Here is a 19,560-nt window from a genome sequence, read left to right as displayed (position 1 = left end):
ACGGAACGGATCAATTTGATATGGTCAGGCCGTCTGATTAGGCCGTGAGAATGTCATGAGAGCCCTGTTGCTCGCTTCGGCAATGCTGATTGTGACTGGCGCGGAGGCGTTCGCCGCCGACGCCATCGGGTCGGAGCCGCCCATGCATGACTGGTCCGGCGTCTATGTCGGTGGCCATCTCGGCTATGGTTTTGGCAGCACCGACGCAACCTACAATCTGCCAAACACGCCAACGATCCGGGGCACGCAGGATTACGACATTGACGGCTTTCTGGGCGGTGTCCAGATCGGCTACAATTACCAGGTCAATTCCGCGGTTCTTGGGATCGAGGCCGATATTTCGGGCGCCGATATCAAGGGACATTCCGACGAGATCAATGTCGGCGGAGGCGATGTCTACGACACCAAGGTGGATTGGTTCGGAACGATCCGCGCCAGGGCGGGCTATGCTTTCGACAGCACCCTTGTCTACGGGACCGGCGGCCTCGCTTTCGGGGGTGTCGAGAACCAATATCTCGACGGGCCCGCCAACAGCTTTTCCGAAAAGAACACCAAGGTTGGGTGGGCGATTGGCGCAGGGCTGGAGCAGGCGATCACCGATCATTGGTCGGCGAATGCCGAATATCGATACGTCGACCTGCGGGACCAGACGATCAACTACGCGCCCAACTCCAATACGACCTTCGACAATACGTTCAGTACCGTCAGGATCGGGATGAACTACAGGTTCTGAGGGCTGGCCCTGCCCATTGCCGCACCATCGAATGCGCGCCGCCTTTCAGCCGACACAAGATAACTTCCGAAATAGACGATTAACCGCGAACGGCGTAGCCTTGGCGATCACTGGCAAGCGGGATCGAGGCGGATGGCGAGCGGAGGTTTGAAGCAGGCGCATGCTGCCGTGCTGCTTGGCCTCCTGCTGTCCGGCGCGGCGGTCAGCGAGCCGCAGGCCGCTTCGCGGGTCTGCCGTCAACTGGAGGCCGACCTCGCCGCGTCATCACGTGGTGGTGGCGGAGGCCCGGCACTGGTCCGTAAATACGACGCCGCGATCGAAAGGCAGCGCGAACAGATCTCGAAGGCTCGCGGTCAGGCGAGCAGCGCCGGTTGCGGGTTCTCGCTGTTTTCACGCAACATCAACCAGTGTGCCGGGCTGAACGCCACCATCGAGCGCATGAACGCCAATCTCGACAGTCTGCAGGCCAAGCGCGCCCAACTCTCCGGCGGCGGCTCACGCCGCGACCGCGACCGTATCCTGGCGGCGCTCGATGCCAATGACTGCCGTGACGATGCGGTGGCACCCCGCCGCGCGCCTCCGCAGGAAGCCAATCGTGAAGATGGGAGCAATGCCAACCTCTTCGACCAGCTTTTCGGCGGCGACAACCGGCGGATCGATACGTTGGACCAGCCTGACGATTCGGGCGACGAAAGCGATGTCAGCCGCGTCCTGAACCAGCCCGGCATTCCGGACGTTGCGGGCAGCGGCGGCGAATTCCATACCAGTTGCGTGCGCACTTGCGACGGATATTTCTTCCCCATGTCGAACGCCGCCTCGGCCGGCGATTTCGAGCGCGACCAGAAGAATTGCGAATCAGCCTGCCCCGGTACCGAGATGCAGGTCTTCTATTCGCGCGGCATGGACGACGATTCGGCATCGATGACGTCATCGGTCACCGGCAGGCCCTACGGCGAATTGCCGACCGCCTATCTCTACAAACAGCCCAACATGTCGCGGCCGCCCGCTTGCGGCTGCAATGCCGCGCAGAATTTCCAGATCATTGGCGGCAACCCGCCAAGCCAGCAACAATCAGAGCCCGAACCGGATGCGGCGCCGTCTGTTCCGGTACCGGGCTCGAAGCCCGATCCGGGTGCCGACCCGGAGACCCTGGCCAACATGGAGGGCGGGCTCGACCGTGAAGCGATCAGGCGCCTTTCGGCCAAGCCGGTGACATCGCCGGTTTCGGCCCTGCCCCGGAACAGCGCAAGGTCAGGGTCGTCGGGCCAACGTTCCTTCCCGACCCATCAGCGGCAATAGATCTGCAAGCTCCGGCCCCGAAGACCGTCCAGTAAGGGCAAGCCTGAGCGGCATGAACAGCGCCTTGCCCTTGCGGCCGGTCGCTTCCCTGATCTTGCCGGTCCAATCCTTCCAGACCGTCCCGTTCCACGGCTCCTCAGGCAGGAGATCGAGTGCCTGGTGCAGAAAATCGCGGTCGTCGTCGGAAAATTCGGGCATCTCCTGCGGCCCTTCGCGCAGGACACGCCACCAGGCAGCCGCATCGGCCAGCCGGTCGAGATTGCCGCGCACCGCCAGCCAGAACGGCTCGGCGTGTTCGCCGGAAATACCCAGCACCATCAGCCGGTCCCGCGCCTCGGCGAACGGCATACGGTGCAGCAGCACCCGGTTGAGCACAAACAGCTCGGCCGGATCGAATTTGGACGACGACTTCGAGGTCGCAGCCGGGTCGAAATGGCCGGCGAGTTCGGCCAGGTCGTGCGCGGCCGCGACATTCTCCGATGTGCCGACCAGCACGGCCAGCGAAGCGACGGCCATCGGCTCGATGCCGTCCTCGCGCAGGCTCTCGATGGAAAGCGCGCCGGTGCGCTTCGACAATCCCTCGCCCGAGACGGTGGTCAGGAGATTGTGGTGGCCGAAGAACGGCGGCTCGGCGCCCAGCGCCTTGAACAGGGCGATCTGCACGCCGGTGTTCGTGACATGATCGTCGCCGCGGATGACGTGGCTGACGCCCATCTCGATGTCGTCGACGACGGAGGGCAGCGTGTAGAGATAGGTGCCGTCCTCGCGCACCAGCACCGGATCGGACAGCGAAGCCAGATCCACCGTCTCCTCGCCACGCACCAGATCGTCCCAGTGGATGTCGGTGCGCTCCGGCTGCAGCGGATCGCTGGAGAAATTGGGCAGCAGGAAACGCCAGTGGGGCCGGCGCCCGTCGGCCTGATATTCGGCCACCTGCTCTGTCGTCAACGCCAATGCCTCGCGGCCATAGACCGGCGGCAAGCCTCGCGTGCGGCGCACCTTGCGCCTGAGGTCGAGTTCTTCCGGCGTTTCGTAGCAGGCGTAAAGGACACCCGCAGCCTTCAGCCGCTCGACCGCGGCGTCATAGATTTCGAAGCGTCGCGACTGATACTCGGTGGCATCCGGGAAAATGCCCAGCCAATGCAGGTCGTAAAGGATGGCGTCGGCGAATTCCTGCTTCGAGCGGGCGACGTCGGTGTCGTCGAAGCGCTGGATGAAACGGCCCTTGTTGTTGAGGGCAAACAACCAGTTGAACAGAGCGGTGCGCGCATTGCCGATATGGATGCGGCCGGTCGGTGACGGGGCGAAACGAACGGTAACTGTCATGAGCGGGGCGTACCGGATGCCTTTGTGATTGACAAGATGCGCCCCCGCGCCTTGCCGCAGACATAGAACATGGCGGCTGGAATGAAAAGACCGGGCTGCGCGCGTCTCAGGCCGCGCACGGCGACGACCAGTCTGGCGTAGCCGACGAAGAGATCATCGAAGGCGATCAGCGGCCGAAGTCGTCGGAACTGAGGCGGGTCCAGCGGTCGCCCATCAAGCCGCCGATAGCGATGTCGCCGGAGCGGACCGCCTCCGTGACCTCGGCGCTTCGCGAGCGGACCATCGTCCCCCGGCATAGCGGAAGATGAGATTCCTATAACCGAAGAGGTGGGACATGAACCTGCCCTGGGTCTGCGCGCTGATGCCCACGCATCCCATATCGCGCGCTGCGGCGACAAGGCCATCCAGCGTCGCGCCCCAGTGAGGCCCGGACGCCTGGATTTTCAACAGGTTCGCCATGTCGCCGGCTTGACCGTAGAAGGCATAGCAGCCGAGCATTCTGCCAGTCTCGTCGTAGGTCCCGCCAAAATGAAGCGGGCCGTCGGCCCGCTTCTCGGCCGCCAGTGCGAGCAGCCGCGGCAGCTCGCCATCCCTCCAACTCGGGCGAAGAGCGTAATCCGACAGGAGGGCCGGCAGCCGCTCGGCAAATTGCGCGGCATTGATCGGCTTGGCATGCACCCGATGCGACGATGAAGGCTGGACGGGCGGTTCGAACCTTCGCCTCGTGAGCGCATCGAACGCCCTCGCGCAGGGATCGAGTACCAGGCGAGGCAGGCAGGGCCACTTACGGTGCAGTGCGGCGGCTGCCATCGCGGCTGGCCGGAAGACATAGGTCCATTCCAGACAATGGACCGGCAGGAGCTGGTATTTCATCGGCCGCGCGAAGGCCAGGGATACCCGGTTGGCCGAATCCGTCAGCTGCAGATCGAATTCGCCTTGATGCAAGGCGCGCAGCAATTGCGGTCCGGCCGAGCCGTGATCGGCGCCAGGGTCGGCCATGAACGGACCGATGATCGCCGCATTCAATGCCGCTCCGTTGAGTTCGTAACGGGCTTTCAGAACGCCAAGGAACCCACCCAGATCGCCCTGCGGATTGATCTGGACAAGAGCACTGCTCTCACCGGACTGGCCGGCAGGGTCAAGATAGATCTTTCTCATATACTCGGCCGTCTCCGCGATCGCGCGATCGAGGAGGCGACGGCGCCGCCGGCGAAACTTCGTCAGGAAGAGTGCGGCGACCCGTTCGAGATCTTCGGCGGCGAGCGGCCGGACCGAGCCATGCTGAGATTCCAGCACCGATGGCGCAGCCACCTTTTCCACGCCAGTAGTTTCGGAAGCAAGATGCATTGCGAAAACCGCTTGGGTTGCTTTTTCAGCATACAACAACCAAAAGTAGAGGCAACGGATCTCGGTCGGTAACGTAAACAGACATCGCAAACCCGATATCTGAAAAGCGGGCTTCACAGGCGGATTTGCTCAGCCAGCATTAGCCGGGTGACAGGGGCTCGGAAGTCTCGCAGCGCGGGATGGAGATGGCCTCCAGCCTAGAGCGGTTCAGAGTTTGATAGAATCTCTGACCCGCTCTAACTTCTTGTTTCTACGCAATTCCCAAGGGGAAGCGCTACGCGCTTCTCCCGGGAAAACCGCTACGCACTTTTCCTGGAATTGCTCTAAGCCGGAGGCCATCTCGGGTCAGACCATGAGGCCCTTGGTCAGTTCCAGCGCCTGGCGCTCGAACAGGCGGCGGTAGATGCCGCCCTTCAGGCGGATCAACTCGTCATGCGAGCCTTCCTCGACAATCTTGCCGCGATCGAACACCAGCAGCCTGTCGAGCACCCTCACCGTCGAAAGCCGGTGCGCGATGACCAGCGTCGTGCGGCCGACCATCAGCCGTTCCATCGCCTGCTGGATCAGCACCTCCGATTCCGAATCGAGGCTCGATGTCGCCTCGTCCAGGATCAGGATGCGCGCGTCGGCCAGGAAAGCGCGGGCGATCGCCACGCGCTGACGCTCGCCGCCCGACAGTTTCACGCCACGCTCGCCGACCAGCGTTCCATAGCCTTTCGGCAGGTTGGCGATGAAATCGTGCGCGCTCGCCAGTCTCGCGGCGTGCTCGATCTCCTCTTGGCTGGCGCCTGGCCTGCTATAGGCGATGTTTTCGGCCAGCGAACGGTGGAACAGGATCGGTTCCTGCTGGACGATGGCGATCTGCCCGCGCAGCGACGCCTGGGCGACCTGCGAGATATCCTGGCCGTCGATCACGATCGTTCCCGCGTTCACGTCATAAAGCCGCTGGATGAGCTTGACGAAGGTGGTCTTGCCCGAACCCGAGTGACCGACGAGCCCGACACGTTCACCCGGCGCGATATCCACCGAGAAGTCGCGATAGAGCGGCGACCGGTGATTGCCGTAGTGAAAGGTGACGTTGTCGAAGGCGATGTGGCCCTGCGTGATGGCAATCGGTCCGGCGCCGGGCCGATCTTCAATGCCGAGCGGTTCGGACTGGAAATCGACCAGTTCCTCCATGTCGTTGATCGAACGCTGCAAATTGCGGATATGCGTGCCGATGTCGCGCAAATAGCCTTGCAGCACGAAGAACGAGGTCAGCACGAAGGCGACATCGCCGGCGCTCGCCTGCCCCCACGACCACAGCATCAGCGCCAGGCCGATCACCGCGGCCCGCATGACCAGCAGCAGCACCCCTTGCGTGGTGCCGTTAATAGTGCCGCGCACCCAGGTGCGCCGTGTGCGGGCGCGCCATTTGGCAACCACCCTGGCGAGGCGGCGCTCCTCGCGCTCCTCGGCGCCGAAGCCCTTGACCACGGCGTTGCAGCTCACCGCGTCGGCCAGCGAGCCACCCAGGCGCGTGTCCCAGGTGTTGGCAAGTCTTGCCGCCGGCGCCACATAGCCAAGCGACAGCATCGCCGTCACCATGATGAACAGCACGGAGCCAGCCGCGACCACCGCGCCCATCAGTGGCCAGAACCAGCCGAGCAGCAGCGTCGAGCCGAGGAGCATGACCACCGACGGCAGCAGCGCGATCAGGATGGTGTCGTTGAGCAGGTCGAGCGCCCACATACCGCGCGTCACCTTGCGCACGGTCGAGCCGGCAAACGAGTTGGCATGCCAGTCGGTGGAAAAGCGCTGGACGCGATGGAAGGCGTCCGCCGCGATGTCGGCCATCATCTTCAGCGTCAGTTCGACGATCGCCATGAAGGCAAGATTGCGCAGCACGACGCCAGCCAGCGCCAGCGCCATCAAGATGAAAAATGCCGTCATCGCGGCATTCCAGGCAATCGCGTCCGCGCCGGCGCTGCTGGCGACGGCATCGACCAGCCGGCCGGAATAGAGCGGCGTCAGCACGTCGGCCAGCGTCGACAGCAGGAAACCGCCCATGATCAGCGAGAGCCGCCAGGGCTGACGCCGCCAATGGATGAACGTGAACCCAAGAACGCTGCGAAAGGCGCTCGCGCGCAAATCGATCTTAAAACGAGCCATGATGTCATTCGGGCGCAAACGAGCCCGATCCCAGTAAGGTCGAAAATTGAAAAACCGCGCCGGGCAATTGCCCATGAATGCGGAGGTTCGGCTATGGTTGGTCGCCCGCCCAAGGGGCGGCGACCGGCAGCGGCAAATGCCTTTTCTGCGTCCGGAGTGGTTCCGATATTTCGGAACACCGGCGCAGACCTAGGCTTCGCGGCCTCGCATAACGATGTCAAATCCTGGCATTCGGTCCTCCCTGAAGGGAATCGCGGAGAGGTCGTTATAGGGACGCTTCGATCGTTCGCCAAGGCAAGCCATGGCCAAAAGCAGTGCTGGACCAGCCGATGAGGTGATTTTGCAACAGTCGCGACTGGTGCCTTGTCGTCGTCGCGCGTTGCTTACCCGGCAGACACCGCACGATCGAGGCGCATGTATCGTCCATCCGTCGATTCCTTGAAGCCCAGTCTTTCATAGACCCCATGCGCGTCGCTGGTCGACAGGCTCCAGTGCGAGACGGTGCTGAGTTCAGGATGGTCGATGAGTGCCCGCACCAGCCGCAAGCCGATGCCTTGCCCGCGATGTTCGGGCCAGATGATGATGTCGGCGAGATAGGCGAATACGGTGCGGTCGGTGATCGCCCGGCCCAAACCGACCTGCTTGCCGGCGATGTAAGCGGCGGCGCAGAACGAGTTGGCAAAGGCTCGGTGATGAAACGCATCGCTGCGTCCAGCTCCCCAGTAGCTCGCCATCAACAGGTCGGAGGTCGCGCGGAAATCGATGCGTGACAGGTCGAAGCTGATCTCACAGTCAGGCATGATAGCACTCTCGCCGCGGCATCGCGCACTCTCGCTCGGCAGGCGAAAGGACGCCTATCCACGATCCCTGAAACGGTTGGTGATGGGATAGCGGCGGTCGCGGCCAAAATTCTTCCTGGTGATCTTTACGCCCGGTGCGGCCTGCCGGCGCTTGTATTCGGCGATGTAGAGCAGATGTTCGATGCGTGTCACCGTCGCCCGGTCATGGCCGCGCGCGACGATGTCGTCGACGCCCATCTCGTTCTCGACCAGGCATTCCAGGATATCGTCCAGCACCGGATAGGGCGGCAGCGAATCCTGGTCGGTCTGGTTCTCGCGCAGTTCCGCCGAAGGCGCCTTGTCGATGATGTTCTTCGGGATCACCTCGCCCGACGGCCCGAGCGCGCCCGGCGGCACATGGCTGTTGCGCCAGCGCGACAGCGCATAGACCTGCATCTTGTAGAGGTCCTTGATCGGATTGAAGCCGCCGTTCATATCGCCATAGAGCGTGGCGTAGCCGACCGACATCTCACTCTTGTTGCCTGTGGTGACGACCATCGAGCCGAACTTGTTGGAGATCGCCATCAGGATGGTGCCGCGCGCGCGGCTCTGCAAATTCTCCTCGGTGATGCCTTCCTTGGTGCCTTCGAACAACTGCGTCAGCGTGTGCAAAAATCCTTCGACCGGCTCGAAGATCGGCACGATGTCATACCGGCAACCAAGCGCGCGGGCACAGTCCTCGGCATCCTTGAGCGAGTCCTTCGAGGTGTAGCGGTAAGGCATCATGACGGCGCGCAGCCGTTCCTCGCCGAGCGCGTCGACCGCAAGGGCCGCACAAATCGCCGAATCGATGCCGCCGGACAGGCCGAGCACCACATTCTTGAAGCCGTTCTTGTTGACGTAGTCGCGCAAGCCAAGCATGCAGGCGCGGTAGTCGGCCTCCTCCTTGTCCGGGATTTTCGACATCGGTCCTTCCGAGCAGACCCAGCCATTGTCCGCACGTTTCCAGGTGGTGACGTCGACCGCGTCCTCGAACTGGCTCATCTGGAAGGCGAGCGTCTTGTCCGCGCCGATGGCGAAGGAGGCGCCGTCGAAGATCAGTTCGTCCTGGCCGCCGAGCTGGTTGGCATAGATCATCGGCAATCCGCATTCGATGACCTGCTTGATGACGACCTGGTGGCGAACGTCGATCTTGGCGCGATAATAGGGCGAACCGTTCGGCACCAGCAGGATTTCCGCGCCGCTTTCGGCCAGCGTCTCGCAGATGCCGACCTCGCCCCAGATGTCTTCGCAGATCGGGACGCCGATGCGCACGCCACGGAAGTTGACCGGCCCTTGGATCTCGGGCCCGGCCTGAAAAACGCGCTTCTCGTCGAACTCGCCGTAATTGGGCAGGTCGAGCTTGTAGCGTTCGGCGATGATCTTGCCGCCATCGGCGAAGACGATGGAATTATGCGTGCCGCTCTTGCGCTTCAGCGGCGTGCCGATGATGACGCCCGGACCACCGTCGGCGGTATCGGCGGCAAAATCCTGTGCCGCCCGCTCGCATGTCCTGAGGAAAGCTGGCTTCAGCACCAGGTCCTCCGGCGGATAGCCCGCGAGGAAAAGCTCAGTGTAGAGCACGAGATCGGCGCCCTGGCGGGCAGCATCCCCCCTCGCCTCGCGCGCCTTGGCAAGATTGCCGGCGACATCGCCGACCGTCGGGTTGAGCTGGGCAATGGCGATACGCAGTATGTCGAGTTTTTTGGTCATGCCTGCTGACTTAGCGCGGCGGAATTCGCCCCGCAATGGCGTTCGCTTGGACCAATTCAGACCGTCAATCGTCGCCCATATACTCGCGCAGCGATTGCGGCGAATGGTTCTCTCCGATCGACATCGCCAGGATGCGCGAAATGTGCCGGCGCGGCAGGCCCGTCTCCTTCACCCATCGATTGATCTGGGCCTGGATCCTGTCGAGATCCTTCTTCGATGTCGGGTTCTCGGCGATGTCGAGGCCCGCGTCGCGAAGGGCGGCGGCCATATCGGCGGAAATGACAAAGGCGTCCCAGCCCAGCCAGCGCAGGAAATACTGGCCGGTGTTGCCGCCGAGCCGGCTGCCATGCTTGCCGAGATAAGCCATCAGCCCGACCTGGTCGTCGGCGGGCCAGTCGGCGAGGAACTGGCCGAAACCGCGATGCTCCCTCGACACGCGCTCGACGAAGGCGGCGTTGTCGCGAATGGATTTGATCTTCTGCGGATTGCGCACGATGCGTTGATCCGAAGCCAGGTCGTGCCAGAAATCATCAGGCTGGAACAGCAACCGCTTGGGTTCGAAGCGCAGGAACGCCTCTTCGAATCCCGGCCATTTCTGCTCGATGACCCGCCAGACGAAACCGGCTGCGAAGACGCGCTCGGCCATCGTCGAGAGGATACGGTCATCGGCGATGTCGGCCACCGCCGCATTGTCGGGCATCGGCCCCAACAGGGAGGTCAGTTCCGCCTCACCGCCCTTGCGGTTTGCCGCGCGAGCGCGAATTTTCTTGAAGTCGGCCATCGGTGCCCCTCGGTTCGCCTCAATCTAGCACTTCCCGCCCGGGCCGGCAGCCTCTACCTCTAGCGCAGCAAAGCGCTTGGAGACGGCCATGAACAAGACGATCGACGATCTGGCGAACCGCTGGCTAAAGCGTAAGCCGGATGGACTGAGCCAGCTGGAAAGCCGGGTGCTGCAAAGCACCATCGAGCGCACGACTATCACCGTGGACACCAACAAAGCCGTCGCCTTCCACCAGACCTTTGGCGACCGCCTTGCCGATACGATAGCCCGCATCGGCGGCTCCTGGTCCTTCATCCTGACCTTCATCGCCTTCCTGGTCGTCTGGACATCAGGCAATGTCTGGCTGTTGTCGCGCGATGCGTTCGACCCCTACCCGTTCATCTTCCTCAACCTCGTGCTATCGATGGTCGCCGCCCTGCAGGCGCCGGTGATCATGATGGCGCAGAACCGGCAGACCGAACGCGACCGCATCGATGCCGCCCACGACTACGAGGTCAATCTGAAGGCGGAGATCGAGATTATGGCGCTGCATGAGAAACTGGACGAGCTGCGCCACAGCCAGATCATCGGCATGCGCGACGAGATCGTGCGGCTGGCGGAAGTGGTCAAGCGGATCGATGAAAGACTGTCACAGCAGTCGGCGTCATGACCGAGGCGATCCACCATTTCATCGAACAATACGGGTTGCTGGCGGTTTTTCTCGGCTGCGTGGCCGAGGGCGAAAGTGCCGCGATCCTGGGTGGCTTCTTCGCCCACCAGCATGTTTTCGTGCTGTGGCATGCCTTTGCCGCGGCAGCGCTGGGCGCCTTCGCCGGCGACACCTTCTTCTTCATCCTCGGCAGGAGTTTCGCCGATAATCGCCATGTTGTCAGGCTGCGCCGGCGGCCCGGCTTTCGCCGCGCCTACCACCTGCTCAACACCCACCCCAACATATTCGTGCTGTCGAACCGCTACGTTTACGGCATGCGCCTGGTCGGCGGCATCGCGGCCGGCCTTTCGACCATAGCGGCGCCGCGCTTCGTCATCCTCAACGCCATCTCATCGGTGATCTGGGCAGTGCTGTTCAGCACGATCGGCTATATCTTCGGATTGGGAGCCGAACAGTTGATCGGCCAGACGCTGATGCGCCACGAGCGGCTGTTCGTCGGACTTGGCATCGGCCTTGCCGTGGCCGTGCTTGCCTGGTTTGCCGCCCGCCACATCGCCAAGCGGGAGCGCGCCAAGGAGTTTTGACCGGTTAGTCGATGCCGAGCGCCCGATCACCCCGATCGAGAATGAGCGGGATGATCAGGTCCTCCTCATCGGCGAGATGCCGGGTCAGCATCGCGATCAGCCGGCTGTTTTCGTCGGCATAGGCATCGGCGGCGAAGCGCTGCTTATCCTCACTCTCTTGAAGTGTACGGATGAAGGCATCCGCCGCCTCGGCGTTGCGCTCCAGTCCTTCGTGGATCGTGTGGTGATCGGCATCGAGAATGTCGAAGCCGCGTTTCAGACGGGGCTCAGCCTTGGCGAAGGCCGGAAAATACTGGTAGTCCTCGACATTGTGGTGGCCATCGAGATGCCCGAGAAAATGATTGAGGCGCGGTGCGAACCAGCGCGCGAAATCGGGAGCCGCCAGTCTGCCTTCGCGATAGTTGCCAATGCCGCCGGTTAGCATGCCGCCGAGTTCGCGGAACATGTCGTGCCGCTGCAGCCACATATTGGCCATGCCGTGAATATTGGCGTGACCCTGCCAGTTCTCGCGCGGATACTTTTCAGCCAGCCAGCGCAGGTCTTCCGGCAGACCCAGGCGTTCGAGAAGCGAGGAATTCTTGACCTCTGCCATGACGGTCTCCTTTGGTGACTGCCATATAGGGATCAAAGTCTCAGATCGGCACCCCCGTTATGCGTTCGATCAGGGCAATGCCCCAGACGCCGCCAGCGATCACGACCGAAATCAGCACCGCCAGCGAGCCGCAATCCTTGGCGAGTTGGATGTCGATGTGGAATTCACGAGAAATTGCGTCGCACGCCGCCTCGATGCCGGTGTTCAGCACTTCGACCATGATCAACAGGAGCACCGCGCCGATCAGCAGCGCATAGCCGCGCCACGACACTGAAACGAACCAGCCGGCGGGCAAGGCCAGCACCAGCAGCATCAGTTCCTGCTGGAAAGCCTTCTCACTAACCGCAAGCTTGCGAAATGCCCGCACCGAATTGATAAAAGCATCGATCAGCCGTTGCATGCCAAGGCCCCTCTCGGAATCACCGGCCCGGGATAAAGCAATGCTCCGATCAATGGAATAAGGCGGATGGTCCAAATTTCATTCGGCGACTGGTATGGATGGCGTCGACTTTTCAAACTGCGGCAGGCCGTCGTCTATCGAATAATAGTCGCCCTTGTCGCCGACGAAGATATGACATTCGCCCTTGAGCGCGGTCGGCTTGTCGAACGATCCCGCCATGACCGAAATATAGTCCTGATCCATTGCCTTCCAGAACAGCACCGATCCGCATGCCTTGCAGAAGCCGCGCCTGGCGAATGCGGACGCTCCATACCAGGTGATGCTTTCCGTCCCTTCAATCGAGATGTCGGTATCGGCGACGTTGGTCGCGGCGTAGAAATGCCCGCTCTGTTTGCGGCATTGCGAACAATGGCAGTAGACAACGCCACGCAGCGCCCCGCTTGTCCGGAAGCGGACCGCTCCGCACAGGCATGATTCCTGGTGGTTGTCGCTCATTTCGGCACTCCTCGAAGAAACCTCGTCCAGCATCCGTGTCAGGATTCCAGCTTCGCGGTGGTTACGCGCAAGCAAATACGACATCGATTGGCGCGGCGAATTCGAAATTCAGTTTCATTTGCGGCAACACACCGCGGAGTTTCGAATTCAAGACCACCGGACGGCGGGGTTGTCCCGGGATGGCTGTGCAAAAATTCATGCGTTTACAGCCACAGGTAGAGAAAACCTGTGGAAGTCGTGCGAATTAAGGAAACTTTAGCGCCGACGCAACTATGATCTCCCCAAGCGAAGGGCGCAGGTGGGGACGCGCCTCTTCGCAAGATGTTCTGGCGCATCGGGTAGCGCTCCCCAGGTCGGCGATCAATGGACCCGCGAATTCTGGCGTCGGGATCCGAGGGGAAGAGTGAATCAGACATGCAGCCGGCAGCAGCCTCGACCGAACGAAGCACCGATATCGCAACCACCGTTGTCGCCACCATGCGCCAGCTTGGCGTCCTCGGCCTGCCACGCAACTACGAGATTTCTATGAGGCCTTGAGCGGTACCAACCGCGAGCTCAGCCTCGCCGTCGTATCGCTGAGCAACCGGCCGACGCAGGACGAGTTGGATCAGATCGGACGCGCCTTCTTCGCCCATAATCATGGCCCCGGCATCGTCGAGCATGCCAGGGACATCATCGCCCGCGAGCTCGAAGAGGTCGCGTCGCTTCTGCGCAGCGAACGCAGCCACATCGAAAAATACGGCAGAATCCTCGATGAGACATCGAGCGGCCTGAGCAACCGCAGCCTGCTCTCCCAGGATCTTCTGCAAAAGATCGCCAACGCAATGACCATCGCGACCAATTCGACGATCGATCACGGCCGGCAGATCGCCTCGACGCTCAGCGACAAGACGGCAGAACTCGAGAGCGTCAAGTCGAAGCTCGAGGAATACAAACGGCTGGCCGACACGGATCCGTTGACCCAGATCTGGAATCGCCGCGCCTTCGACAAGGAAATCACCAGGATCTACAACAGCAACAAGGGTATCCTGTTCAATGCCCTGGTCCTTGTCGACATCGATCGGTTCAAGGATATCAATGACCGCTACGGCCATCCGGTGGGCGACAAGATCATCCAGATCATCGCCGAGATTTTCCGGACCGGCATTCGCGGCGACATGTTCGTCGCCCGCACCGGCGGCGAGGAGTTCGCGCTGATCATCGAGGGCGCCAGCGAGGACGCGACCTACGAGATCGCGGAACGCATCCGCGCGCTGATCGAGCAGACTCCGTTCACCAGCAGCCAGACCGGCATGAATTACGGCACCGTGACGGTATCGATGGGTATCTGCATGGCATCCGAGGCCGAAGGCCCCGAGGACCTCTACACCAAGGCGGATCGGGCGCTCTATCGCTCGAAAGTCAGTGGCCGCAATCGCGTCACCAGGCATTCGGCCATGGCCGGGCGCGCCGGCAAGAGCTGGCTGCTCTACAAGCAAGACTGAAGCCTGCGCTTTTCGGCGGCCGCGCCAGCACGGTCGGAGGCACAAACAAAAAAGCCGAAAGTGAAAAAGGCGCCGGGTTTCCCAGGCGCCTTTTGCTTCATCGGTCCAATTGCCAGGGCTCAGCCGTTCGCGACTTGCTTGTGCTGCACCGGATGGCTCTTCTTCAACAGATCCGAGACCAGGAAGGCCAGTTCGATCGCCTGGTCGGCATTGAGGCGCGGATCGCAATGGGTGTGGTAGCGGTCCTGCAACTCCTCGGCGGTGATGGCACGCGCGCCACCGGTGCATTCGGTGACGTTCTTGCCGGTCATCTCGACATGGATGCCGCCCGGATGGGTGCCTTCGGCGCGGTGCACCTCGAAGAAGGTCTGCACCTCCTTCAGGATGCGGTCGAAGGGCCGCGTCTTGTAGCCGGCGGCTTCGATGGTGTTGCCGTGCATCGGATCCGACGACCAGACCACGCTGCGGCCTTCCTTCTGCACCGCGCGTACGAGCTTCGGCAGATGGTCGGCAACCTTGTCGGAACCGAAGCGGGCGATCAGCGTCAGCCGCCCCGGCTCGTTCTCGGGATTCAGCAAGTCGATCAGTTCCAGCAGGCCGTCCGGCGTCAGCGACGGGCCGCATTTCAGGCCGAGCGGGTTCTTGATGCCGCGGCAATATTCGACATGCGCGTGGTCGGGCTGGCGCGTGCGGTCGCCGATCCAGATCATGTGGCCCGACGTGGCGTACCAGTCGCCGGAGGTCGAATCGACACGGGTCAGCGCCTCTTCGTAGCCGAGCAGCAGCGCCTCGTGGCTGGTATAGAAGTCGGTTTCGCGCAGCGCGAAATTGGTTTCGGACGTAATGCCGACAGCGCGCATGAAATCCATCGTCTCGGTGATGCGGTTGGCGAGCGACTCGTATTTCTCGCCCTGCGGGCTGTCGGACACGAAGCCGAGCATCCAGCGATGCACGTTCTCAAGGCTGGCATAGCCGCCCTGCGCGAAGGCACGCAGAAGGTTAAGCGTCGCCGCCGACTGACGATAGGCCATTTCCTGCCGGGCAGGATCAGGGATGCGGGACTTGGCGTCGAATTCGATGCCGTTGATGATGTCGCCGCGATAGCTCGGCAGCGTCACCTCGCCCTTGGTCTCGTTGTCGGACGAGCGCGGCTTGGCGAACTGGCCGGCGACGCGGCCAACCTTCACCACCGGCTGCGCGCCGGCGAAGGTCAGCACGACCGACATCTGCAGGAAGACGCGGAAGAAGTCGCGGATGTTGTCCGCGCCATGTTCGGCAAAGCTTTCGGCGCAGTCGCCGCCCTGGAGCAGGAAGGCCTCACCGGCGGCGACGGTAGCCAATTGCTTCTTCAGCTTGCGCGCTTCGCCGGCAAAGACCAGTGGCGGAAAGGTGGCGAGTTGGGCTTCCGTGTTCTTCAGCGCGGCAAGATCCGGATAGGCGGGAACCTGCTTGATCGGCTTTGCTCTCCACGAATTCGGCGACCATTTCGTCATCGCTGCACCCAACGCTCTTTCCGGCGAACACCTTGCCCGCCATTTCCAGCCCCTAAATGGGGTGGCGGCTCCATACACGAAGCCGATTTCCTATTCTAGACCGGAATTTCGGTGCTGGCGAATGGCTTGACGTCCCCAGGACGGCCCGAAAGCCGGGATCAGGCCGCCTTCTCCGCCAACTTCGCCAATTGCGTCATGACCACAGCCGAGCCCGCCAGGCGCTTTTCGGCATTCGGCCAATCACGCGCGAAGACCACGCTATGGTCCGGCCTGATCTTGGCCAGCGAACCCTGCTCGCCAATATACTTGACCAGTCCGACGGGATTGGGGAACTCGCGCTTGCGGAAATGGATGACGACGCCTTTCGGCCCGGCGTCGAGCTTTTCCACATTGGCCTTGCGGCAGAGCGCCTTGATGAAGACGATCTTCAAGAGATGCTTCACCTCGTCCGGCAGCGGGCCGAAACGGTCGATCAGCTCGGCGCCGAAGGCGTCGATTTCCTCGGTGGTTTCAAGATCGCCGAGACGGCGATAAAGCGCCAGCCTGAGCTGCAGGTCCGGCACGTAGCCTTCCGGGATCATCACCGCCGTACCGACGGCGATCTGCGGCGACCAGCCGCCGTCCTGGACCTCGCCGGAATCCTTCACCTCGGCGACCGCCTCCTCCAGCATCTGCTGATAGAGCTCGAAGCCGACCTCCTTGATGTGCCCGGACTGTTCTTCGCCCAGAAGGTTGCCGGCGCCCCTGATGTCGAGGTCGTGGCTGGCGAGCTGGAAACCGGCGCCCAGCGTGTCGAGCGATTGCAGCACCTTCAGCCGGCGCTCGGCCGTGTCGGTGAGCTTGCGGTTGGCCGGCAGGGTGAACAGCGCATAGGCGCGCACCTTCGAGCGCCCGACCCGGCCGCGCAACTGGTAGAGCTGCGACAGGCCGAACATGTCGGCGCGATGGATGATCAGCGTGTTGGCGGTCGGAATGTCGAGGCCCGATTCGACGATGGTGGTCGACAGAAGCACGTCGTACTGGCCGTCATAGAAGGCGTTCATGATGTCATCAAGTTCGCCCGGCGGCATCTGCCCGTGGGCCACCGCCACCTTCAGTTCGGGTACGGATTCCTTCAGGAAATCATGGATTTCAGCGAGATCGCTGATCCGCGGAACCACATAGAAGGAATGGCCGCCGCGGTAGCGCTCGCGCAGCAGCGTCTCGCGGATGACCAGCGGGTCGAAGGGCGAGATGAAGGTGCGCACCGCCATGCGGTCGACCGGCGGCGTGGCGATGAGCGACAGTTCGCGCACGCCGGTCAGGGCCAGTTGCAGAGTGCGTGGAATCGGCGTCGCCGACAGCGTCAGGACGTGCACATCGCTCTTCAGATCCTTCAGCCGTTCCTTGTGCTTGACGCCAAAATGCTGCTCCTCGTCGATGATCAGCAGGCCGAGATTCTTGAACGATATCGACGACCCAAGCAGCGCGTGGGTACCGACGACGATATCGACCTGCCCCTCGGCCAGGGCCTTCTTCGTCTCGGCGAGTTCCTTGGCGCCGACCAGCCGCGAGGCCTGGGCGACACGGATGGGAAGCCCTGAGAAACGCTGCGAGAATGTCTTGAAGTGCTGGCGCGACAACAGCGTCGTTGGGACCACCACGGCGACCTGAAATCCTTCCATCGCCGCGATGAAGGCGGCGCGCAGCGCCACTTCGGTCTTGCCGAAGCCGACATCGCCGCAGATCAGCCGGTCCATCGGCTTGCCGGCGCCAAGGTCGTCGCGCACCGAGTCGATGGCTGTCTGCTGGTCGTCGGTTTCCTCGTAAGGGAAACGGGCGGCAAACTCATCATAGAGGCCTTCGGCCGGCACCAGCGCCGGCGCGGCGCGCATCTGCCGTTCGGCGGCGATGCGGATCAGCTGCCCGGCCATATCGAGCAGGCGCCGCTTCAGCTTGGCCTTGCGCGACTGCCAGGCGCCGCCGCCGAGCTTGTCCAGCGTTGCCTCGGCTGTGTCAGAGCCATAGCGCGACAAAAGCTCGATGTTTTCCACCGGCAGGAACAGCCGGTCGTCGCCGGCATAGTGGATTTCCAGGCAGTCATGCGGCGCGCCGACCGCTTCGATGGTGCGCAGGCCGATAAAGCGGCCAATGCCGTGGTCGGTATGGACGACGATGTCGCCGGCCGACAGGGCCGAGGCCTCGGCTATGAAATCGGAAGCGCGCTTCTTGCGCTTCGAACGGCGGATCAGCCGGTCGCCCAGAATGTCCTGTTCGGCGACGACGACCAGCTTAGCGGTTTCGAAGCCGGATTCCAGCGGCAACACGGCCAATGCGGCTTGTCCCGGCTCTAGCTGTTCGGCCTCGGCCAGCGTCTCGACCTGTTTGAGATTGCCGAGGTGATGTTCGGCCAGGATCTGGCCAAGCCGGTCGAGCGAGCCTTCGGTCCAGCCGGCGATGACGACCCGGCGGCGCGCCGCGCGCTCGTCGGCTATGTGCCGGACGACGACATCGAAGACATTGACGTTCGGATCGGCTCGTTCCTCGACGAAGCTGCGGCCATGCCGCGAACCGGCGTGGAAGACTTTCTTACCCCCCACGTCGGGCGCATCGAACACGGTAAAGTCAATGTCCTCGCGCTCGCCAAGCGAAGCCTTGAGATTCTCCGGCGAGAGATAGAGCAGGTCAGGCGCAACCGGCTTGTAGGGCACCGCATCCTTGAGCGCCCCGTCAGCCTGCTTTTTGCGCGCCTCGTAGTGGTCGAGGATCAGCGTATGACGTTCGGCAAGCGCCTCATGCGCCAGATGGTCAAAAACCACGGGTGCATCGGGCAGGTAATCGAACACCGTCTCCAGCCGCTCATAGAAGAACGGCAGCCAATGCTCCATGCCCGCGAAGCGCCGCCCCTCGCTGACCGCCGCGTAGAGCCCGTCGTCACGCGATGGCGCGCCAAAGGCCTCGATATAGGAGCGGCGGAAGCGGCTGATGGTTTCGGGCGTCAGCGCCACCTCGCTCATCGCCTGCAGCGCCATCGACTTGCGCTGGCCGGTGGTGCGCTGCGTGGCGGCGTCGAAGACGCGGATCGATTCCAGCGTGTCGCCGAAGAAATCAAGCCGCAGCGCCTCGGTCCAGCCGGGCGCGAAGAGGTCGAGAATGCCGCCCCGGACCGCGAATTCGCCGATGCCGCGCACGGTCGGCACCCGCTCGAATCCCGACGTCTCCAGTCGCGCGATCAGCGCATTCATGTCGATCTGGTTGCCGGGTCTGGCGTGGAAGGTCTGTGCCTCGACAAGCTCCGCAGGCGGGATGCGCTGCAGCAGCGCATTGGCGGTGGTGAGAATGACGGCACGATGCGGTTTCTTCGCCAGCGCGATCATGGCGGTCAGCGCATCGAGGCGCTTGGCGGCGGCATCGGAACCCGGCGACACACGGTCGTATGGCAGGCAGTCCCAGGCAGGCAGTTCCAGCACGGGCAGGCCGGGCGCGACGAAGGACAGCGCCTCGATGATGGAAGGCAGGCGCTGGCCGTCGCGGGCCACGAACAGCACCGGCTTGTCGGGTGCGATCTCGAGCGCCGTCTGGACCAGCGCGAAGGCCTCGTAGCCGTCGGCGACCCCGTCGACGATGAACTGGCCGGCACGGCCCTTCGGCAAGCCAATGGTGGGAATGAGAGCCATCAAATCACGGTCTTGGTTGTCGCAATTCCCGTGGGAAAA

The 19,560-nt window shown here is 62.7% G+C and carries 16 protein-coding genes and 1 pseudogene; 6 read left to right on the top strand and 11 right to left on the bottom strand.

Going from position 1 to position 19,560, the window contains the following annotated elements:
- The first annotated feature begins 55 nt into the window (after window positions 1-55).
- Together EJ077_RS14270 and EJ077_RS14265 are read left to right on the top strand one after the other, a co-directional pair.
- Window positions 56-733 carry an outer membrane protein gene (locus EJ077_RS14270; RefSeq protein ID WP_208702688.1) on the top strand — a complete coding sequence of 226 codons (678 nt, stop codon included), beginning with the start codon at window positions 56-58 and terminating at the stop codon, window positions 731-733.
- Between the two features lie 132 nt (window positions 734-865).
- Window positions 866-2,067, top strand: a pseudogene (locus tag EJ077_RS14265) (DUF2865 domain-containing protein).
- Here the strand turns inward: EJ077_RS14265 and gltX are convergent.
- The 6 genes from gltX to EJ077_RS14235 form a co-directional block, all read right to left on the bottom strand.
- Window positions 1,985-3,358, bottom strand: a complete 1,374-nt coding sequence (gltX, locus tag EJ077_RS14260) for a glutamate--tRNA ligase (RefSeq protein ID WP_208702687.1) — start codon at window positions 3,356-3,358, stop codon at window positions 1,985-1,987. The pseudogene EJ077_RS14265 and the gene gltX overlap by 83 nt on opposite strands.
- Before the next feature lie 213 nt (window positions 3,359-3,571).
- Entirely contained in the window at window positions 3,572-4,705 is a 1,134-nt protein-coding gene (locus EJ077_RS14255) for a hypothetical protein (protein ID WP_245458746.1), read from the bottom strand.
- 345 nt (window positions 4,706-5,050) lie between these two features.
- Window positions 5,051-6,856, bottom strand: a complete 1,806-nt coding sequence (locus EJ077_RS14250; RefSeq protein ID WP_208702686.1) for an ABC transporter ATP-binding protein — start codon at window positions 6,854-6,856, stop codon at window positions 5,051-5,053.
- A 383-nt stretch (window positions 6,857-7,239) separates the two neighbouring features.
- The gene (locus EJ077_RS14245) at window positions 7,240-7,656 is read right to left on the bottom strand and encodes a GNAT family N-acetyltransferase (RefSeq protein ID WP_208702685.1); all 417 of its coding nucleotides are present in this window, start codon (window positions 7,654-7,656) and stop codon (window positions 7,240-7,242) included.
- A 54-nt stretch (window positions 7,657-7,710) separates the two neighbouring features.
- A complete protein-coding gene (locus tag EJ077_RS14240; RefSeq protein ID WP_208702684.1) occupies window positions 7,711-9,387 on the bottom strand; it encodes an NAD+ synthase in 1,677 nt (558 codons plus the stop codon).
- A 64-nt stretch (window positions 9,388-9,451) separates the two neighbouring features.
- Window positions 9,452-10,168 (bottom strand): DNA-3-methyladenine glycosylase I, encoded by a 717-nt coding sequence (locus EJ077_RS14235; protein WP_208702683.1) that lies wholly within the window; start codon window positions 10,166-10,168, stop codon window positions 9,452-9,454.
- Between the two features lie 88 nt (window positions 10,169-10,256).
- On the opposite strand from EJ077_RS14235, the gene EJ077_RS14230 reads away from it, so the two are divergent.
- The gene (locus tag EJ077_RS14230; protein ID WP_208702682.1) at window positions 10,257-10,817 is read left to right on the top strand and encodes a DUF1003 domain-containing protein; all 561 of its coding nucleotides are present in this window, start codon (window positions 10,257-10,259) and stop codon (window positions 10,815-10,817) included.
- A complete protein-coding gene (locus EJ077_RS14225; RefSeq protein ID WP_208702681.1) occupies window positions 10,814-11,401 on the top strand; it encodes a DedA family protein in 588 nt (195 codons plus the stop codon). The genes EJ077_RS14230 and EJ077_RS14225 overlap by 4 nt, the downstream gene beginning before the upstream one ends.
- 4 nt (window positions 11,402-11,405) lie before the next feature.
- On the opposite strand, the gene EJ077_RS14220 is transcribed toward EJ077_RS14225, so the two are convergent.
- From EJ077_RS14220 to EJ077_RS14210, 3 genes are all read right to left on the bottom strand, one after another.
- A complete protein-coding gene (locus EJ077_RS14220) occupies window positions 11,406-11,993 on the bottom strand; it encodes a hemerythrin domain-containing protein (protein ID WP_208702680.1) in 588 nt (195 codons plus the stop codon).
- Window positions 11,994-12,033: 40 nt separating this feature from the next.
- On the bottom strand, window positions 12,034-12,393 hold the full coding sequence (locus EJ077_RS14215; protein ID WP_015317648.1) for a diacylglycerol kinase: 360 nt from the start codon (window positions 12,391-12,393) through the stop codon (window positions 12,034-12,036).
- Window positions 12,394-12,471: 78 nt separating this feature from the next.
- Window positions 12,472-12,888: a GFA family protein gene (locus tag EJ077_RS14210; RefSeq protein WP_208702679.1), complete on the bottom strand. Its 417-nt coding sequence runs from the start codon at window positions 12,886-12,888 to the stop codon at window positions 12,472-12,474.
- A 414-nt stretch (window positions 12,889-13,302) separates the two neighbouring features.
- Here EJ077_RS14210 and EJ077_RS32575 point away from each other — a divergent pair, with 414 nt between their 5' ends.
- Both EJ077_RS32575 and EJ077_RS14205 read left to right on the top strand, forming a co-directional pair.
- Window positions 13,303-13,425 carry a hypothetical protein gene (locus tag EJ077_RS32575; RefSeq protein WP_281040206.1) on the top strand — a complete coding sequence of 41 codons (123 nt, stop codon included), beginning with the start codon at window positions 13,303-13,305 and terminating at the stop codon, window positions 13,423-13,425.
- Window positions 13,422-14,372 (top strand): GGDEF domain-containing protein, encoded by a 951-nt coding sequence (locus tag EJ077_RS14205; protein ID WP_245458745.1) that lies wholly within the window; start codon window positions 13,422-13,424, stop codon window positions 14,370-14,372. Before EJ077_RS32575 ends, EJ077_RS14205 begins: the two co-directional genes overlap by 4 nt.
- A gap of 119 nt (window positions 14,373-14,491) precedes the next feature.
- On the opposite strand, the gene EJ077_RS14200 is transcribed toward EJ077_RS14205, so the two are convergent.
- Together EJ077_RS14200 and mfd are read right to left on the bottom strand one after the other, a co-directional pair.
- Complete coding sequence (locus EJ077_RS14200; protein WP_127872585.1) at window positions 14,492-15,865, bottom strand: class II 3-deoxy-7-phosphoheptulonate synthase; 1,374 nt, start codon at window positions 15,863-15,865, stop codon at window positions 14,492-14,494.
- A gap of 158 nt (window positions 15,866-16,023) precedes the next feature.
- Complete coding sequence (gene mfd / locus EJ077_RS14195) at window positions 16,024-19,521, bottom strand: transcription-repair coupling factor (RefSeq protein ID WP_208702678.1); 3,498 nt, start codon at window positions 19,519-19,521, stop codon at window positions 16,024-16,026.
- Window positions 19,522-19,560: the final 39 nt, after the last annotated feature.

It is taken from the genome of Mesorhizobium sp. M8A.F.Ca.ET.057.01.1.1 (genome assembly GCF_003952565.1).
Taxonomy (GTDB): Bacteria; Pseudomonadota; Alphaproteobacteria; order Rhizobiales; family Rhizobiaceae; genus Mesorhizobium.
The sequence above is the reverse complement of the archived record's forward strand: the minus strand, read 5'-3'. Positions and strand labels throughout refer to the sequence as shown.